This window comes from Listeria tempestatis (assembly GCF_963575625.1).
In the GTDB taxonomy this organism is placed as follows: Bacteria; Bacillota; Bacilli; order Lactobacillales; family Listeriaceae; genus Listeria; species Listeria tempestatis.
Map to the genome: position 1 here is coordinate 184,698 of NZ_CAUYTK010000001.1, position 18,513 is coordinate 203,210.

An 18,513-nucleotide genomic window follows, 5' to 3' on the forward strand; every position below is an offset into this window, starting at 1 on the left:
TGCGAGGTGCATTTTTGCTTTTTCATTTAACGAATAGATTTTGATAATGTTTCACCAATTGCGTGAAGGCGAGTTTCTAGTTCTTCATGAGAAAGGTGATGATTTTTCACATATAGATTTTCTGGGTGGATGCGGCATTCATGAGAGCAACTGTGCAAATATTTCTCATCATTTTCTTCTGAAGCGAGAATTTGCTTGTTGCAATAAGGATTCGCACAATTAATATAGCGCTCACATGGTGTTCCGTCAAAATGATCGCGACCAACAATACGATGCTCAACCCGGTTAATTGGAACGGAAATACGTTCATCAAAAACGTACATCATGCCGTCCCACAAATCACCTTTTGTATTTTCATTTTTACCGTACGTAGCAATGCCGCCATGAAGTTGTGAAACGTCTTCAAATCCTGCCGTTTTTAACCAGCCAGAGAATTTTTCACAACGTATTCCACCTGTACAGTAAGTAACAATTTTTTTGCCGTTGAACTCTTCGCGATTTTTTTCTACCCATTCTGGTAAATCACGGAACGCTTTAATATCTGGACGGATGGCACCGCGAAAGTGTCCTAAATCAAATTCATAATCATTTCTTGCATCTAAAACAACAGTGTCTGGGTCAGTTAGAGCTTCACGAAATTCTTCAGGCTCCATATAGTTTCCTGTAATTTTCAGAGGATTGACATCATCTTCTAAGTGAAGCGATACAATTTCCGTTCGTGGTCGAACGTGCATTTTTTTAAAGGCATGCTTGTCTGTTTCATCGATTTTAAAAACCATGTCTTGGAAACGAGCGTCAGCATGCATATGCTCCATATATTGCTTGGCAGCTTCTTTTGTGCCCGAAACTGTTCCATTAATCCCTTCATTTGCTACTAAAATTCTTCCTTTTAATCCAATTTCTTTACAAAAAGCACTATGCTGTTTTGCGAATGTTTCTGGATCATCAATTGTCGTGTATTTGTAGTATAACAACACTTGATAGTCGCTCATTTTTATCACCCTTATTTAATAATTTGTTATGTGAAAAAGTACGCATTTCCGCACTATTCTCCACAAGTTGCGCATCTTTTATCTTACTATAAGTAAGGAGAATTCGGCAAGTGTAAATTTACTTCACTAAATGAAGTTTCTATACAATATAAAAGTGGCTATGCTATACTAAAAGAGAAAAAATGCGAAAAACAGGAAGTGATGACATTGCAGGTAAACTCGGATTTTTTGGAAGAACAGGCTTTACGAGAAGTTAAAATACGCAGACGAAAAAAAATGAAGTGGTTTTTATATAAGATATTTATTATTACTGTTGGCGCCATTTTAATGGGTGTCGGTCTGGAGCTTTTCCTCGTCAATAACCAAATTTTAGATGGTGGTGTAGTAGGGATTTCCATTATAATCTCACAACTTTCGCCGCTTCCGCTCGGTCTCCTAACCTTTGTTTTAAATATCCCTTTTTTTATTCTAGGTTACCGTCACATCGGTAAAGTTTTTGCTCTATTCACTTTGTATGGTATCGCAGTCATGTCAATAGTCACGCTTTTATTGCATGATTTTAAACCAGTGACAGATGATTTATTACTGGCAACTGTTTTTGGTGGGGTGACCCTTGGACTAGGTGTCGGGCTTGTAATCCGAAACGGGGGAGCGCTTGATGGGACAGAAATCGTGTCTATCATTATTAACGGTAAAACACCTTTTTCTACGGGGCAAATCATTATGGGCATCAATCTACTTATTTTTAGTGTAGCAGGATTTGCTTTTAACTGGGATAGAGCCATGTATTCCCTTATTACATATTTTTTAGCGTATAAAGTCATTGATATCGTCATTCAAGGAATGGATGAATCAAAAAGTGCCTTCATCATTAGTCAATACTATGAAGAAATTGGACTTGAAATTATGGATCAAATTGGTAAAAGTGTGACCTATTTGGATTCTACTGGAGGCTATTCAGGTGCTACTGGGAAAGTAATTTTTGTTATAATTTCTCGATTTGAGGAAGTGAAATTAAAAGCTATTTTAGATGAAATCGATCCAGATGCCTTTTTGGCCGTCGGTGGAAGCATGTCTGAAGTTCGTGGTGGAAGCATGAGATCAAAACGAACACCTCACTTATAAACAGACATATTTTTTGACCTTTTTTGACCAAAAGTGTAAAATAAAGTTACAGTTTTGTTTGAGAGGACGTGGAGAAGATGTCGGAAGAAAAGAAACAAGATGTAAATAGTTTATTGACACAAAAAATGATTGATAATCGCACAATTTTACTTTACGGAGAAATTAACCAAGATTTAGCTAAAGAAGTATCTAGTCAGTTGCTCCTTTTAGAATCTTTAAGTGATGAGCCAATTACCATTTTTATTAATAGTCAAGGTGGGCACGTAGAAGCAGGAGATACAATCCATGATATGATTCGTTTTGTAAAACCAGAAGTGCGCGTTGTTGGAACTGGCTGGGTAGCGAGCGCTGGAATTACCATTTATTTAGCTGCCGAAAAAGAAAATCGTTTTAGTTTGCCAAACACCCGCTACATGATACATCAACCGCTTGGCGGGGTACAAGGTCAAAGTAGTGAAATCGAAATTGAGGCTCGCGAGATTATAAAAATGCGCGAGCGAATCAATCGCTTAATTAGTGAGGCAACTGGTCAACCGTATGAAAAAATTGCAAAAGATACGGATCGTAATTTCTGGCTGTCAGCAGACAGTGCGATTGAATATGGAATCGTAAATAAAATAATCCAAACGGGTGCTGAACTGTAAAAAATAAAACCGCAACTCTCAATTTGATTGTTGCGGTTTTTTTACGTACGTTTGTTTGGGAAATAGGACTTTCGAATGAGTCAAGCTAAGGCGAAATATGTTATAATGAAGCAGGATTTTCATGTGAAACTGAGAATAAGGTGGGGAAAGTATTGGCAACTCAAAAGAAAAAAACGGCGACGCGCAAACGAACAAATTCGCGTTCGAAGAAAAAAAATAATCCTATTTTTCGTTTCGAAATTACAGGTCTTATTTTCATTGCATTAGGACTTATCGGTATTTTTAAATTAGGTTTTATCGGTCAACATATTTATGCGCTTGGCGAATTGTTAGTTGGCTCACTTAGCTACGGTTTACTCATTGGCTTAATAATTCTTGGCGGCTATTTGATGATTAAGCGCGTGTGGCCAAAAATGTTTTCAAAAAGACTCATCGGAATTTACTTGATATTTACCGGACTCGCAATACTTTTACATATGACGTTTATCGCGCAAAACCTTCCAGCAGATAGAGAATTCTTGGAATATTCATGGCAAGTTGCATTTACGAATCTCATTCACCCAAGTACCGTGCCGACAGTAGGGGGCGGAATGATTGGGGCAACAGTATCTTTCGTTACTTATTTTCTCGTGTCTAAAATAGGAACAAATATAATCGGGCTTATTCTTGTCTTTATAGGTTTGTGTTTTGCCTCTGGAGTTCCACTTGTTGTTGTAAAAGACAAAATCAAACAAGCGGTTTCATTTATCGTCCAAAAATTCAAAGCTTGGAATGAAAAAAGTAAAGAAAAAAGAGCTGAACGTGAAAAAAAACAGCTTGTAAATGAAAAAGAGTTACCTATCGAACAAAACGAGCAACCTAAAAAAGAAATCATCGAAGACAAATTGCCACCAATTATTTCTAATTTCAGCCAAAATCAAACGCCAGAACCCGTTACGGAACCCATCAAAAAGGAGCTGGAGGAAGAAGTTGGTCAAGCTGAATTGAAATTTGAGCAAGAGTCTTTTGAAAATGAAATCTATCAATTGCCTGCTCTTGATTTATTGGTAGAAGCTAAACCGACTGATCAATCTGCCGAATATGATCAAATTAAAGCCAACGCTAGAAAACTAGAAGAAACATTTGAAAGCTTTGGTGTGAAAGCAAAAATAACACAAGTACATCTCGGCCCTGCTGTTACAAAATACGAAGTACAGCCAGCTGTCGGTGTAAAAGTAAGCCGAATTGTTTCGCTAAATGATGATATCGCACTTGCACTTGCTGCAAAGGATATTCGGATTGAAGCACCTATCCCAGGAAAGTCTGCCATTGGTATTGAAGTCGCTAATCAACAAGTCGCTGTTGTGACACTGCGTGAGGTGCTTGAAAACAACAGTCATAATAAGCCAGAAGATAAACTCCAAATTGCGCTCGGGCGTGATATTTCTGGTGAAGCAACACTTGCCCATTTAAATAAAATGCCGCATCTACTTGTTGCAGGTTCAACTGGTAGCGGGAAATCTGTTTGCATTAACGGCATCATTACGAGTATTCTCCTTCGTGCCAAGCCACATGAAGTAAAAATGATGATGATTGATCCTAAAATGGTCGAGTTAAATGTTTATAACGGCATTCCACATTTATTAGCGCCAGTTGTCACCAATCCGAAAAAAGCCGCACAGGCATTACAAAAAGTAGTCGCGGAAATGGAAAGGCGCTACGACTTATTTTCTCATACTGGAACCCGAAATATGGAAGGATATAATGAACATGTCCGCCGTCATAACGAAGAAAATGAAGAAAAACAAGCGGAATTACCATTTATCGTTGTTATTGTTGATGAGCTTGCCGACTTAATGATGGTCGCCTCAAATGATGTTGAAGATGCGATTACTAGACTTGCTCAAATGGCACGTGCCGCGGGTATTCACCTTATAATTGCAACGCAACGCCCTTCTGTCGACGTGATAACAGGGGTAATTAAAGCAAATATTCCTTCACGCATTGCTTTTGCGGTTTCTAGCGCAACAGATTCTCGAACAATCTTAGATATGGGAGGCGCTGAGAAGCTACTAGGACGAGGAGATATGCTGTTCTTACCAGTAGGTTCAAGTAAACCAACACGCGTGCAAGGCGCGTTTTTATCCGATGAAGAAGTAGAAAAAGTTGTGAACTTTGTAATTGCCCAGCAAAAAGCACAATATAACGAAGAAATGATTCCAGATGATGTGCCAGATATATCAGAGGAAAGCGAAGATGAGCTTTACAATGAAGCGGTTCAGCTTGTTGTAGAGATGCAAACTGCTTCTGTTTCAATGTTACAACGGAAATTTAGAATTGGCTACAACCGAGCTGCTAGACTTGTAGATGAGATGGAACAACGCGGAGTCGTGGGGCCACATGAGGGTAGTAAGCCGCGTCGTGTGAACATTGAACGAATTGAAGGGGAAGAATAAAAAAGAAGCCAGTTCAATTTTTGAACTGGTTTTCCTTTCGAATTAAATGTAAACGCTTACTAAATGAATGGATTTGAAATAAAATCAAATTTTCGGAATTTACTTGTATTTTAAAAATGTCATCTTACTTGTTTATTTCTACAGCGGAACATGGTATATTAAAAGCAGTTGGAGTATACGATTACAAAGAATTTTCGTCTTTTAGCAAAAAGGGAACTTACATAACCTAATAAGGCACGAATGTTCGTAGTAAACCGTTAAATCTAGCTGACATTTTATCTCTTGGGAGGGGTTTGCAGGTGAAAAAGCGTACATTTGCTTTAGCACTAACAACAGTTTTAGCTTCTGCTTTAATTTTGGGAGCTTGTGGTTCGAATGATTCGGATAGTAAAAGTGGGGGTAGCAAAGATAGTGATAAAGACTTCACTGTTGCTATGGTTACTGATACTGGCGGTGTAGATGACCGTTCATTTAACCAATCAGCTTGGGAAGGACTTCAAGCATTCGGTAAAGATAACGGCATGGAAAAAGGTACAGATGGTTACAACTACTTGCAATCTGCATCTGAAGCTGACTACAAAACAAACTTAAATACAGCTGTTCGTTCTGATTATGATTTGATTTTCGGTATTGGCTACAAATTAAAAGAAGCCATTGAAACAGTGTCGAAGCAAAATCCAGATAATCACTTTGCTATCGTTGATGATACAATCGATGATCGCGATAATGTTGTAAGTATCGGATTTAAAGACAACGATGGTTCATTCTTAGTTGGTGTGGTAGCTGGTCTTACTACTAAAACTGATAAAGTTGGATTTGTCGGTGGCGTAAAAGGTACAGTTATCGACCGTTTTGAAGCTGGGTTCACTGAAGGTGTAAAAGCTGTAAATCCTGATGCGAAAATTGACGTTCAATATGCAAATGACTTTGCAAAAGCAGATAAAGGGCAACAAATTGCTTCAACAATGTATTCTAGCGGTGTAGATGTTATCTTCCATGCTGCAGGCGGCACTGGTAATGGTGTGTTTGCAGAAGCGAAAAACTTGAAGAAAAAAGATCCTAGTCGTGCTGTTTGGGTAATCGGTGTTGACCGTGACCAATGGGACGAAGGAAAAGTTAAGGCTAACGATGGTAAAGAATACAATGTTACCTTAACTTCTGAAATTAAACGTGTTGATATCGCTGTTAAAGACTTATCTACTCGTGCAAAAGCTGGAGATTTCCCTGGCGGCGAGAAGATCGAATACGGTCTAGATAAGGATGCTGTTGGACTATCACCTCATCAAGAAAATATTTCTGCAGATATTCTGAAAAAAGTTGATGAATACAAAAAGAAAATTGTTGATGGTGAAATTAAAGTTCCAGAAAAACCGTGATGAAATAAAGAATGACAGGGTCGCTTCTTACTAAAAGCGACCTGTCATTCATTTTTAAATGAAACCGCTTTCTAATAACAAGTAAACCCTTTTACTAATGTAACCAAAAGATATTTTTATTTTTTTATAAATTATGATTGCATTGGAAAGCAAATAGAAATAAAATAAAGTGATGCCTTTTTTATTGGTCCTAAGATTTACCACTCATACATACTTTTTACAGAAAAGAGCATTGATAGTGATATGAAACGGATAAAAAACTCGAGAATCGTTGTAGACTGATTGAGGAGAGGCGGCGTTTTTCGTGAGAAATACGCGAGTGGCTGTTTTTCCGTTTTGAAGAAGCGAATAAAGGGAGTGAGAATGTGGATTATGTTATTGAAATGTTAGGAATCAGAAAAGAGTTTTCTGGATTTGTAGCTAACGATAACATTACCTTACAGTTAAAGCAGGGAGAAATCCATGCTTTGTTAGGTGAAAATGGCGCAGGAAAATCAACACTAATGAACGTACTATTCGGTTTGTATGAACCAGACGGTGGGAAAATTCGCGTACGAGGTCAAAAAGAAAATATCCATAGTCCAAATAAGGCGAATGACCTTGGGATTGGAATGGTCCACCAACACTTTATGCTTGTCGATAAATTCACAGTGGCAGAAAATATTATTTTAGGGAAAGAACCTAATAAGTTTGGTGTCATTGAGAAAAAGAAAGCTATCCAAGAAATTCAAGAAATTTCTGATCGATATGGCTTGCGTGTTGATCCACATGCCGTTGTACGAGACATTTCAATTGGAATGCAGCAACGTGTTGAAATTTTAAAAACGCTTTATCGTGGTGCAGATATTTTAATTTTTGATGAACCAACAGCGGTACTTACACCGCAGGAAATTAAAGAGCTCATCCAAATTATGCGTGCTTTAATTAAAGAAGGAAAATCGATTATTTTAATTACGCATAAATTAAAAGAAATTATGGATGTATGTGACAGGGTTACTGTTATACGGCGCGGTAAAGGAATGGGAACAGTTAATGTTTCTGAAACTAATCCACAAGAATTAGCAAATATGATGGTTGGACGTGAAGTTGTCTTTACAACGGAGAAGAAACCAGCAACGCCTGGAAAAGATGTCCTTGAAGTGAAAGATTTGGTTGTGAAAGAAACTCGTGGCATTGAAAGCGTTCGCGGCTTGAATTTGTCCGTTCGCGCAGGGGAAATTGTCGGTATTGCCGGTGTGGACGGAAATGGACAAAGCGAATTAATTCAAGCTATTAGCGGCTTAACGAAAGTTTCTGCAGGTACGATAAAATTAAACGGACAATCAATTGAAAATAATAAACCACGTAAAATTACAGAACATGGACTAGGGCATATCCCAGAAGATCGTCATAAACACGGTTTAGTACTTGAAATGAGTTTAGGTGAAAATATCGCACTTCAAACGTATTATAAAAAGCCGATTTCAAGTAAGGGCTTTTTAAATCATAAGGCAATGTATGATTTTGCACGCGGTCTAATTGAAGAATACGATGTACGTGCAAGTAGCGAATATGTGGCGGCAAAAGCTCTTTCAGGAGGGAATCAACAAAAAGCGATTATTGCTCGGGAAGTAAGTCGCGATCCTGATTTTCTTATTGCGGCTCAACCAACACGTGGTTTAGATGTTGGGGCCATCGAATTTATTCATCGTCGTTTAATTGAGCAGCGCGATAAAGGAAAAGCAGTTCTTTTAATGTCATTTGAACTCGATGAAATTATGAATGTCAGTGACCGAATTGCGGTTATTTACGAAGGGAAGATCGTAGCTATTGTGAAGCCAGAAGATACGACAGAACAAGAACTTGGACTCCTAATGGCTGGCTCAAAAGTAAAGGCGGAAACGGAGGAAGAGGCTCATGAGTAAAGTCAAAAGTATGTTAAACGCACTCGTTATTCCTGTTACTGCTGTTATTTTAGGACTCCTCTCTGGAGCGATTATCATGCTTATTTTTGGCTATGATCCAATTGCGGGCTATTCTGCTCTGATTGACGGGGTTGTTGGTCAACCTTATTACATTGGTGAAACCATTCGTCAATCAACGCCTTACATTTTAGTTGGACTTTCTGTAGCAGTTGCCTTTAAGGCAGGTCTTTTCAATATTGGAGCAGAAGGACAGATGCTTATGGGCTGGCTGGGGTCGATTATCGTTGCGCTACAATTCGATGGCTTAACGAAATGGATTCACTTGCCATTAGCTGTAATTGTGGGTATTCTTTTTGGTGCATTTTGGGCTTTCATTCCAGGGATTTTAAAAGCAACTCTGCGCGTTAATGAAGTTATTGTCACGATCATGCTTAATTATACGGCGCTTTATATTTTTAATTATGTTGTCCAAAATCTCTTAACAGATGGTCTTGATAAAACAAAAACTGTTGGGGAGAGCGCTTCGCTACAATCTGCCTTTTTACAAGAAATCACACAGTATTCAACCTTGCACTGGGGAATTTTAATAGCACTTGGTTTTGCTTTAATTATTTGGTTGATGTTAAATAAAACAACATTTGGTTATGAAATTGAAGCAGTAGGCTTTAATGAAAATGCTTCCCAATATGCTGGGATGAGCGTTAAGAAAACAATCGTGATGTCAATGGTCATAGCAGGTGGTCTAGCAGGACTTGGTGGTGTTATGGAAGGTCTTGGTACATACGGGAATGCATACGTCCTAAGTGCCTCGCCTGGTATCGGATTTGACGGAATAGCTGTAGCCCTTCTTGGGGGAAGTTCTCCAATTGGAATCATTTTCGCGGCCTTACTATTTGGTGCCCTTAAAATTGGTGCACTCAATATGCCAGCCGTTGCAGGCGTTCCAAATGAATTAGTTAATGTCATCATCGCCCTTATTATTTTCTTTGTGGCATCCAGTTATATCATTCGTTGGACGATGGCGAAATTTAAGAAAGGGGCGAAAGCAGAATGACTGCGATTTTAGCAACGATAGTTTCCAGTACGTTACTCATGGCAGGGCCGCTAATTTTTACGGCGCTAGGTGGCGTTTACTCTGAACGAGGCGGTGTCGTTAACATTGGGTTAGAAGGTATGATGGTCATGGGTGCATTCTCGGCAATCGTCTTCAACCTTACTTTTCAAAATGTTTTTGGTGCATTAACTCCGTGGATATCCCTTGTTGCGGCTATGCTTGTAGGAGGTTTATTCTCCCTTGTTCATGCGGTTGCGACGATTAATTTCCGCGCAGACCATGTTATTTCAGGTGTTGCAATTAACTTTTTAGCAACAGGACTTTCACTTTTCCTTGTAAAAGTTATTTATGATAAGGGGCAAACGGATCAAATTTCCTATTATTTTGGAAAACCGGATATTCCTGTATTAAAAGATATCCCCTTTATTGGCGAAATTTTCTTCAAAAATGTGCCAATCATGAGTTATGTGGCAATTTTGTTCGCGATACTTTCATGGTTTATTATATATAAAACACGCTTTGGACTTCGTCTTCGTTCCGTCGGGGAGCATCCACTTGCTGCTGACACGATGGGAATAAAAGTACGTTTTATGCGTTACCAAGGTGTTATTATCTCTGGTATTCTAGGCGGTTTAGGTGGTGCAGTATATGCGCAGTCCTTTACCCTAGACTTTGGTCACGCTACTATTTCAGGTCAAGGTTATATGGCACTTGCTGCTATGATCTTTGGTAAATGGAATCCGCTCGGGGCAATGGGGGCAGCTATTTTCTTTGGTTTTGCCCAATGTCTTGCTATTACAGGCGGCTCGCTACCATTCTTCAAGGAAATTCCAGATATTTACTTACAAATTGCACCATACGTCTTAACAATCTTGGCGCTTGTTGGCTTCATTGGTAAAGCAGAAGCACCAAAAGCAGATGGTATCAATTACATTAAAGGAAAATAAACAGAAATTTGAATAGGCAAAAACCTAAGCCTCTGCATTTGCAGAGGCTTTTAGAATTGTACTTCCGCCGTAGTTGCGCTAAAATGAAAGATAGGGTAAAAAACGGAAGGAGCTTTAAATTTATGGATTATTATCAAGAAAAATTAGGGACGATACATACAACATTTATTCAAACGGGGAAGTTTAAATCGAATCGTATTGTATTGAAGTTTCGTTCACCGTTAAAACGCGAGACAATCACGAAACGATCACTTCTAGCTATGATGTTTGAAACAAATAATGCGGCATATAAAACGCAAACAGCTTTTAGACGGCGGCTTGCTTATTTGTATGGCGCTAATTTCTTTACTTCTGTTGAAAAAAAAGGTAATGAACATATTATAACTGCCGTTTTTGATATGGTGGATGGGCAACTTGTGCCTGAAGGAGAACAGCTTTTAGCGGACGCGTTCGCTTTTTTAAACGAAGTGTTTTTCAACCCGAATATTTCTGAAAAAGCTTTTGATGCCGAAACATTTACTCGTGAAAAAGCGAATTTGAAGAGCCGGCTTGAGAGCGTGTACGACGATAAAATTCGTTATGCAAACTTGCGACTTACCGAGGAGATGTTCGCGGATGACGTTTTTCAATATCCTGCAGCGGGTATCCTCTCAGAACTTGAGGATATTACCGCGAGTGATCTTTATACGTATTATGGGGAGTTTCTTCGTGAAGACACAGTTCAGTTATTTATTTGTGGCAATTTGTCACGTGACGAAATAGCTCCTTTTGTTGAAAAACTAGATTTTCCTGACCGTGAAATGAAAGATTTAACGGTTGTCCCGTCAAAACCAGTGTCTGCTGAACGTATTGTCACTGAAAATCAGCCCATCAACCAAGCAAAGCTCGTGCTAGGGTATCGTACGGGTATTCTATTTGGTGACCCAGATTTTGTCCCTCTACAAATTGCAAATGGCTTATTAGGCGGTTATGCAAATTCAAAAATTTTCATCAATGTACGTGAAAAATCGAGTTTGGCGTATTATGCTTCTAGTCGAGTGGATTCCTTTAAAGGTTTTATGGTCATTTCTGCTGGCATTGACGAAAAAAACCGTGAACAAGCAGTGGCTATTATTAAAGAACAAGTCGCGGCAATGAAAGCCGGTGATTTTACGGAAGAAGAGCTTTCGCAAACAAAAGAGTTGTATATTAATCAATTGCTTGAAACAAGTGACGGGGCCCAAGGACTCATTGAACTTGCCTATAATAATGTGCTTAAACAAAGCGATTTAACGCTTCAGAATTGGATTCAAAAAATTAAAGATACAACCAAAAATGAAGTTGTTTTTGCCATACAAAAAATTCAGGAAGATACAATTTATTTCTTGAGGAGAGGTGAGTGAGTTAGATGGAGAAAATCGATTTTAAACAAGTTGGCGAGAGTGTCTATCATGAACAGCTTGAAAATGGCCTAAAAGTTTACTTACTACCTAAAAAAGGATTTAGTAAAACTTTTGCGATTTTCACAACAAATTACGGTTCAATTGATAATACATTTGTTCCGTTAGGTGAAACAGAAATGAAACATGTTCCAGACGGGATTGCTCACTTTTTAGAGCATAAAATGTTTGAAAAAGAAGATGGTGATGTTTTCTTTAAATTTGGTGAAAAAGGTGCGTTTACAAATGCCTTTACATCGTTTACTAGAACGGCTTATTTATTCTCTGGCACATCAAATATTCCGGAAAACTTAGAAACCTTACTTAATTTTGTACAGGAACCATACTTTACAAAAGAAACAGTTGAAAAGGAAAAAGGGATTATTGGACAAGAAATTCGAATGTATGATGATGATGCAGATTTTCGCGCTTATTTCGGCGTAATTGAAAATATGTATAAAGAGCATCCAGTTAAAATTGATATAGCGGGAACGGTTGAATCTATCGCGGAAATCGATAAAGACTTATTATACTTGTGCTACCATACCTTTTACCATCCAAGCAATATGGTATTATTCGTTGTCGGCCAGCTTGAGCCAAATGAAATGATGGCAGACATTCGTAAAAATCAAAGTAAAAAATCATTTGCTACGCCAACTGAAATAAAACGCTCTTTCCCAAATGAACAAAAACAAGTGGCTATGAAGCATAGGGAAGTACCATTTCCTGTACAAGTGGCGAAAGTTTTAGTCGGAATTAAAGAGGATATAGGCTTATTGCGTGGTTTTGAAGCAGTTAAACATGAAATGACAGCAGATATTGCGCTTGAAATTTTGTTTGGGACAACATCGGAAAACTATTTAGACCTTTACAATGCAGGCGTTATTGATGATACATTTGGTTTTGATTATTCGCTACAAGATAGTTTTTCATTTGTCATTATTGGCGGCGATGCAGAAAACCCAGATGCGCAATCAAACGCGATTCAAAAGGCCATTTTTAAAAGTGCAAGAGAAGGGGTATCGGCGGAAACGATAGAACTTGTTAAGCGCAAAAAAATAGGGCAGTTTTTAAGGTCGCTTAATTCACCTGAATTTATCGCGAATCAATTTAGTCAATATATTTTAGAAGAGGCTTCCTTATTTGATATTCCGGAGGCACTGGAATCTGTTACTAAATCAGATGTTGATTTGTTTATTAAAACTTTGGCTAATGAGGATAAAATAACATCTTTTACCCTTTTACCTGAAAAAAATTAAAGAAAAGTATAAAATCTTAGGTTTTCATGAGCAAACTCAACGAAAAAATGGTATTATAAATAAAGCCATGCTATTATGAAATTAATAGGTTTTCAGGGAGTTTTTAAATTGGTTAAAATAAACAAGTATGCTTTTATAACTGGAGCAAGTGGCGAAATTGGACAAGCAATTGCGAGACGCCTAGCGCATGATGGCTTTCATCTTTATTTGCATTATCATAAAAATTTTGAAAGTATTAGAGCTATTATGGATGAATTTGCCAATTCGCAAGTTGATATTTTCCCCATTCAAGCTGATTTTAGAAACTCTGAAAGTTTAACGAAAATGGTAGACTCTATTTTTCAGCTCGATGTTTTGGTACATGCTGCTGGGGAGTCTGAATATACACTTTTTATGGATAGCTCAGATGACTCATTGACACAACTTTATCAAATACATGTTGAAATGCCGCTCCGTTTAGTTCGCACTTTTTTGCCGAAAATACAAAAAAGTGAGCATGGGAAAATTCTTTTTATAAGTTCTATTTGGGGAGAAATTGGTGCAGCAATGGAAGTGATTTATTCAACGATGAAAGGTGCTCAACTTACTTTTGTAAAAGCCTTAAGCAAGGAAATAGCTTATACCGGGACGACTGTTAATGCAATTACCCCTGGTGCGGTAGATACAACCATGCTAGAACGCTTTTCTGAAAGTGAAAAAATGAAGTTAGCGCAGGAAATCCCGTTTGGACGACTCGCTACACCAATTGATGTTGCGAATGCCGCTTCTTTTTTGCTAAACGAAGAAAATAATTATATTACTGGACAGGCTCTAGGTGTTAATGGTGGCTGGAACATGTGATAGATAAATTTAAGATTTAATATGGTAGGTGTTTTATATTGACTGAATTAGGCGACAAACTGAAAGCTGCACGTCGAGAAAAAGGACTCAGCTTAGATGATTTGCAACAAATTACTAAAATTCAAAAAAGATATTTAGTCGCAATTGAAGAAGGCAACTATTCGGTTATGCCTGGTAAATTTTATACGCGTGCTTTTATAAAACAATACGCAGAAGCAGTCGATTTAGACAGCGCAGAATTATTTACTGAATTCGAATCGGAAGTGCCTTATTCACAACAAGAAGTGGTAAATCAAGAGCAAAGTAGGGCACAAAAAAAAGCGACACCACTTACAACGCATTCTGTTGGTGGGTCTGCTTCAACGCGAAATCGTTTTTTCGATATTTTACCAAAAGTGCTTATAGCGCTCTTTATTCTGTTCATTCTCTTTATTATTTGGTACTTTGTTTTTGCTAATAAATCAAACGATGATGAAGTAACCTCGCCAAATGATAATCAAACTGTTAAAGTGCAGGATGATACGGGTTCTTCAACAAAGAAATCAGATAATAGCGATGAAACGAAAAAGGAAGAAGAGCAAAAAGCTAATGATGCTAAGAAAAAAGAAGAGGATGCGAAAAAAGAGGAAGAAAAACAGCTTACGATTACAAAAGGTGAAACACAAGGGAATGCAACAACTTATACTGTAGAAAACGCGGATAAGCTGACAGTTGAACTATCAGCGTCTGGTGGCGAGAGCTGGGTGGGGATTTCCACTGAAGCTGGTGCTAATATTTATAACGGTATTTTAAAAGACGGGGAAAAGAGTGAAACAATTGATGCAGGTGAAAATAAAACCATTTCGATTGTTGTTGGTAATGCCCCGGTCACAACAGTTAAAATTAATGGTGAAGCGCTAGAACTTGCGCCAACGCTCGTGAAACAAGTATTAACTGTAAGCATTCAAGAAGGTAGTGATGAAAATTCAACTACATCTAATCAGTAACATAAAAGAGGTATAGGTGATTAGCTTGCCTATACTTTCTTTTTGAATAATAGTAAAGAGTGGGGGATGGAAGAATGAATTTACCGAATAAACTTACGGTAGCACGTATTATTTTAATTCCGATTTTTGTCATTATTTGTGTTGTACCGTTTGCATGGGGAAATGTTGAGTGGTTAGATTCTACAATTCCAGTAACAAGTTTAATTGCGACAATCATTTTTGTTGTTGCGGCATTAACAGATTGGTTTGACGGGCACCTAGCTCGGAAATACAATCTTATTACCAATTTTGGGAAATTTGCAGATCCAATGGCAGACAAACTGCTTGTTACAGCGGCATTTATCATTTTGGTCGAAATGAACATTGCACCAGCATGGATTGTCATTTTAATCATTAGTCGTGAACTTGCCGTAACGGGTTTACGTTTACTTCTTGTAGAAGGCGGTGAGGTGCTTGCCGCTGGACAGCTTGGGAAAATCAAGACATTTACACAGATGATTGCCATTCCGTTAATGTTTTTAGATAACTTTCCATTTGCTTGGACGGGAATACGCGTCGATTTAATTTTCCTATATGTCTGCGCATTTTTTGCCGTTTGGTCAGGAATCGATTACTTTTATAAAAATCGCGGAGTCTTCAAAGGCTCTATGTAAAAAACGGAAATACTTCAGCCGAGCAATTTTGGAGGGAGTATTTTTGTTTTTTTCGTTAAATTAAAAGGGGTGTGGATATGGTACGTGCAGAAATCATTGCGGTCGGAACAGAAATTTTGATGGGACAAATTGTAAACACAAACGCCGCCTTTCTATCTAAAGAATTAGCAAGTGCTGGCATTTTTGTTTATCATCATACGGTGGTTGGGGACAATCCTCGCCGCCTTCAAGAAGTGATTACAATTGCTGAAGAGCGAAGTGACCTCCTCGTCTTTACTGGAGGATTAGGACCAACACAAGATGATTTAACAAAGCAAGTCCTAGCGAGCCATTTGGGTAAAAATTTAGTGGAAGATGCCTTTCATCTAAATAAAATAACGGACTATTTTGCTTCGAGCAAACGGGTTATGACGGAAAACAATAAATTGCAGGCACTTGTTATTGAAAACGCCGTCGTTCTTCAAAATGACTACGGGTTTGCTGCGGGTATGTTTTTTGAGTTGGCAAATAAAAATTATATGCTCTTGCCTGGTCCCCCGTCAGAAATGAAACCAATGTTTCAGCAATATGCGAAACCGCTCTTACAAGGTTCGCTTGAGGAAGAGGTTCACTTGGAGTCAAAAATTATGCACTTTTTCGGTATCGGAGAGTCCAAACTAGCTAATGATTTACATGATTTAATTGAGGAGCAAACGAACCCTACAATCGCCACATATGCTTCGGACAATGAAGTTGAAATTCGAATTACAGCTTCTGCTGCAACAAAAGAAGAAGCGGATAAATTATTAGTTGAAACCGAACAGGAAATTTTAAGGCGAGATGGGGAATTTTTGTACGGTTATGGTGAAGTTTCACTTGCTGATGTGGTCATCATGAAGTTGTTAAAAGAAAAAATCACGATTTCTGCAGCAGAAAGTTTGACGGCTGGGCTTTTTCAAGCTGAATTGGGAGCTACAACAGGCATATCTGATATTTTTAAAGGCGGAGTGGTTACGTACAGTACTGAAATGAAACAGGATGTTCTTGGTGTTTCTAAAAAAATTATTGCTGAACACGGAGTAGTAAGTTCAGAATGTGCAAAAGCGATGGCTGAAAATGTTCGCAAGCTGTGTCACACAGAAATGGGCATTAGTTTTACCGGTGTGGCAGGACCAGGCGAACTAGATGGTCATATACCTGGAACAGTTTTTATTGGGCTAAGTGTTGCAGGTTTTGAAACAGAGACTTATTCGTTTGTTTTTGGACGAGATCGGAATCATAATCGAAATCGTGCGGTAAAACAAGGATTTCAAATTATTAATCACTTTTTAACAGAAAAAATGGGTTTTTAATTTAAGAAAAAAAGCGATAAAGTATTGTGAAAAGCAAGAAATAACGCTGAAAAAAGAGTTGGACGAACAGGTTTAGGCACGTTATAATACTTCTGTGAGGAAGGTAAAATACGGTTTATAAAAAATGCGAATAAATGTTCGCTTTTTGCTTGATTCTTAATTTGAAATAAGGTATAGTTACTTTAGGAATTTAAATTAAGAGGATTTCGACTTGTAAAATATAACAAAGAGAGATAAATAGAGGAGGCAATAACGTGAACGATCGTCAAGCTGCTTTAGACCAAGCTTTAAAATCCATTGAAAAACAATTTGGTAAAGGTTCAATTATGAAATTAGGTGAGCATAGTGACCAAAATATTTCCACTGTTTCAAGTGGCTCACTAGCTCTTGATATTGCTTTAGGCGTGGGTGGTTATCCTAGAGGAAGAATCATTGAAACTTACGGACCAGAAAGTTCTGGTAAAACGACTGTTGCCCTCCATGCCATTGCTGAAGTGCAAAAGCAAGGTGGAACGGCTGCTTTTATTGATGCTGAACATGCTTTGGATCCAACCTATGCTAAAAATTTAGGCGTTAATATCGATGAATTACTACTTTCACAACCAGATACAGGTGAGCAAGCGCTTGAAATTGCAGAAGCACTTGTAAGAAGTGGAGCAGTCGATATGTTAGTAATTGACTCAGTTGCCGCATTAGTTCCGCGTGCAGAAATTGAAGGAGAAATGGGAGACGCCCACGTGGGTCTTCAAGCTCGTTTAATGTCGCAAGCTTTGCGTAAATTATCTGGTGTCATTAACAAATCTAAAACGATTGCAATTTTTATTAACCAAATTCGCGAAAAAGTTGGTGTTATGTTTGGAAATCCTGAAACAACACCTGGTGGACGTGCTTTAAAATTCTATTCGACTATTCGTTTAGAAGTTCGCCGTGCTGAACAGTTGAAGCAAGGAACCGATGTTATCGGGAATAAAACGAAAATTAAAGTCGTTAAAAATAAAGTTGCACCACCATTCCGAGTGGCAGAAGTAGATATCATGTACGGAGAAGGAATTTCTCGTGAAGGCGAACTTGTTGATATGGCTTCTGAAGTAGATGTTATCAATAAGAGCGGTTCATGGTATTCATACAATGAGGAACGTATTGGTCAAGGTCGTGAAAATGCGAAACAATTCTTAAAAGAGCATCCAGAAATTCGCGATGAAATTTCAAATCGGGTTCGTGCGGAATATGGTATTGATGCAGATTCAGAACAGGGTAACACATCAGATGTTGATGAGGAATTCAGTCTTTTAGAAGACGAATAAAATGCATATGAAAGTCTAGTTTATAGTGGGATATAAACTAGGCTTTTTGTTTAAAACGAGAGAAAAGGCATTTTTTCTTGTATTATTCTGCCCTTTCCTTGACAATACGTATATTCAAATATAAAATTAGATTGTATATTTTACATTTGCTAAAGAGTGATGATGGAAAAGAAAACTGCTTTTTAGTAAAGCTGGAATTTATCCAGCTAATGATAGAAAATACACTTTGTGCCAATCATTTTTGG

14 protein-coding genes and 1 pseudogene are annotated in these 18,513 nt (G+C 38.0%); 14 read left to right on the plus strand and 1 reads right to left on the minus strand.

The window, feature by feature from the left end:
- Positions 1-26 precede the first annotated feature (26 nt).
- Entirely contained in the window at positions 27-992 is a 966-nt protein-coding gene (trhO, locus tag R8923_RS01125; protein ID WP_485870914.1) for an oxygen-dependent tRNA uridine(34) hydroxylase TrhO, read from the minus strand.
- A 198-nt stretch (positions 993-1,190) separates the two neighbouring features.
- Between trhO and R8923_RS01130 the strand changes: the two genes are divergently transcribed.
- From R8923_RS01130 to recA, 14 genes and pseudogenes are all read left to right on the plus strand, one after another.
- Positions 1,191-2,117, plus strand: coding sequence for a YitT family protein (locus R8923_RS01130; protein WP_485870915.1), 927 nt, complete (start codon positions 1,191-1,193; stop codon positions 2,115-2,117).
- Positions 2,118-2,194: 77 nt separating this feature from the next.
- Positions 2,195-2,761: an ATP-dependent Clp protease proteolytic subunit gene (locus tag R8923_RS01135; protein WP_485870916.1), complete on the plus strand. Its 567-nt coding sequence runs from the start codon at positions 2,195-2,197 to the stop codon at positions 2,759-2,761.
- A gap of 152 nt (positions 2,762-2,913) precedes the next feature.
- A complete protein-coding gene (locus R8923_RS01140) occupies positions 2,914-5,196 on the plus strand; it encodes a DNA translocase FtsK (RefSeq protein ID WP_485870917.1) in 2,283 nt (760 codons plus the stop codon).
- 299 nt (positions 5,197-5,495) lie between these two features.
- Positions 5,496-6,572, plus strand: a complete 1,077-nt coding sequence (locus R8923_RS01145; protein ID WP_485870918.1) for a BMP family lipoprotein — start codon at positions 5,496-5,498, stop codon at positions 6,570-6,572.
- Between the two features lie 365 nt (positions 6,573-6,937).
- Positions 6,938-8,476 (plus strand): ABC transporter ATP-binding protein, encoded by a 1,539-nt coding sequence (locus R8923_RS01150; protein WP_485870919.1) that lies wholly within the window; start codon positions 6,938-6,940, stop codon positions 8,474-8,476.
- Positions 8,477-8,486: 10 nt separating this feature from the next.
- Positions 8,487-9,530, plus strand: coding sequence for an ABC transporter permease (locus tag R8923_RS01155; RefSeq protein WP_485871208.1), 1,044 nt, complete (start codon positions 8,487-8,489; stop codon positions 9,528-9,530).
- Positions 9,527-10,477 carry an ABC transporter permease gene (locus R8923_RS01160; protein ID WP_485870920.1) on the plus strand — a complete coding sequence of 317 codons (951 nt, stop codon included), beginning with the start codon at positions 9,527-9,529 and terminating at the stop codon, positions 10,475-10,477. Before R8923_RS01155 ends, R8923_RS01160 begins: the two co-directional genes overlap by 4 nt.
- Positions 10,478-10,599: 122 nt before the next feature.
- Positions 10,600-11,884: pseudogene (gene yfmF, locus R8923_RS01165) on the plus strand (EF-P 5-aminopentanol modification-associated protein YfmF).
- Positions 11,865-13,154, plus strand: a complete 1,290-nt coding sequence (gene yfmH / locus R8923_RS01170; RefSeq protein WP_485870921.1) for an EF-P 5-aminopentanol modification-associated protein YfmH — start codon at positions 11,865-11,867, stop codon at positions 13,152-13,154. The pseudogene yfmF and the gene yfmH overlap by 20 nt, the downstream one beginning before the upstream one ends.
- Before the next feature lie 108 nt (positions 13,155-13,262).
- Positions 13,263-13,994 (plus strand): elongation factor P 5-aminopentanone reductase, encoded by a 732-nt coding sequence (gene ymfI, locus R8923_RS01175; protein WP_485870922.1) that lies wholly within the window; start codon positions 13,263-13,265, stop codon positions 13,992-13,994.
- A 38-nt stretch (positions 13,995-14,032) separates the two neighbouring features.
- The gene (locus R8923_RS01180) at positions 14,033-14,980 is read left to right on the plus strand and encodes a helix-turn-helix domain-containing protein (RefSeq protein ID WP_485870923.1); all 948 of its coding nucleotides are present in this window, start codon (positions 14,033-14,035) and stop codon (positions 14,978-14,980) included.
- 74 nt (positions 14,981-15,054) lie between these two features.
- Positions 15,055-15,633 (plus strand): CDP-diacylglycerol--glycerol-3-phosphate 3-phosphatidyltransferase, encoded by a 579-nt coding sequence (gene pgsA / locus R8923_RS01185; RefSeq protein WP_485870924.1) that lies wholly within the window; start codon positions 15,055-15,057, stop codon positions 15,631-15,633.
- 77 nt (positions 15,634-15,710) lie between these two features.
- Positions 15,711-16,964 carry a competence/damage-inducible protein A gene (locus R8923_RS01190; RefSeq protein ID WP_485870925.1) on the plus strand — a complete coding sequence of 418 codons (1,254 nt, stop codon included), beginning with the start codon at positions 15,711-15,713 and terminating at the stop codon, positions 16,962-16,964.
- Positions 16,965-17,218: 254 nt separating this feature from the next.
- A complete protein-coding gene (gene recA / locus R8923_RS01195; protein ID WP_485870926.1) occupies positions 17,219-18,268 on the plus strand; it encodes a recombinase RecA in 1,050 nt (349 codons plus the stop codon).
- Positions 18,269-18,513: the final 245 nt, after the last annotated feature.

Coding starts and splice junctions, on each gene's coding strand:
- yfmH (WP_485870921.1), top strand. CDS start 11,865: ATGGAGAAAATCGATTTTAAACAAGTTGGCGAGAGTGTCTATCATGAA.
- R8923_RS01190 (WP_485870925.1), top strand. CDS start 15,711: ATGGTACGTGCAGAAATCATTGCGGTCGGAACAGAAATTTTGATGGGA.
- R8923_RS01160 (WP_485870920.1), top strand. CDS start 9,527: ATGACTGCGATTTTAGCAACGATAGTTTCCAGTACGTTACTCATGGCA.
- pgsA (WP_485870924.1), top strand. CDS start 15,055: ATGAATTTACCGAATAAACTTACGGTAGCACGTATTATTTTAATTCCG.
- R8923_RS01135 (WP_485870916.1), top strand. CDS start 2,195: ATGTCGGAAGAAAAGAAACAAGATGTAAATAGTTTATTGACACAAAAA.
- R8923_RS01155 (WP_485871208.1), top strand. CDS start 8,487: ATGTTAAACGCACTCGTTATTCCTGTTACTGCTGTTATTTTAGGACTC.
- trhO (WP_485870914.1), bottom strand. CDS start 992: ATGAGCGACTATCAAGTGTTGTTATACTACAAATACACGACAATTGAT.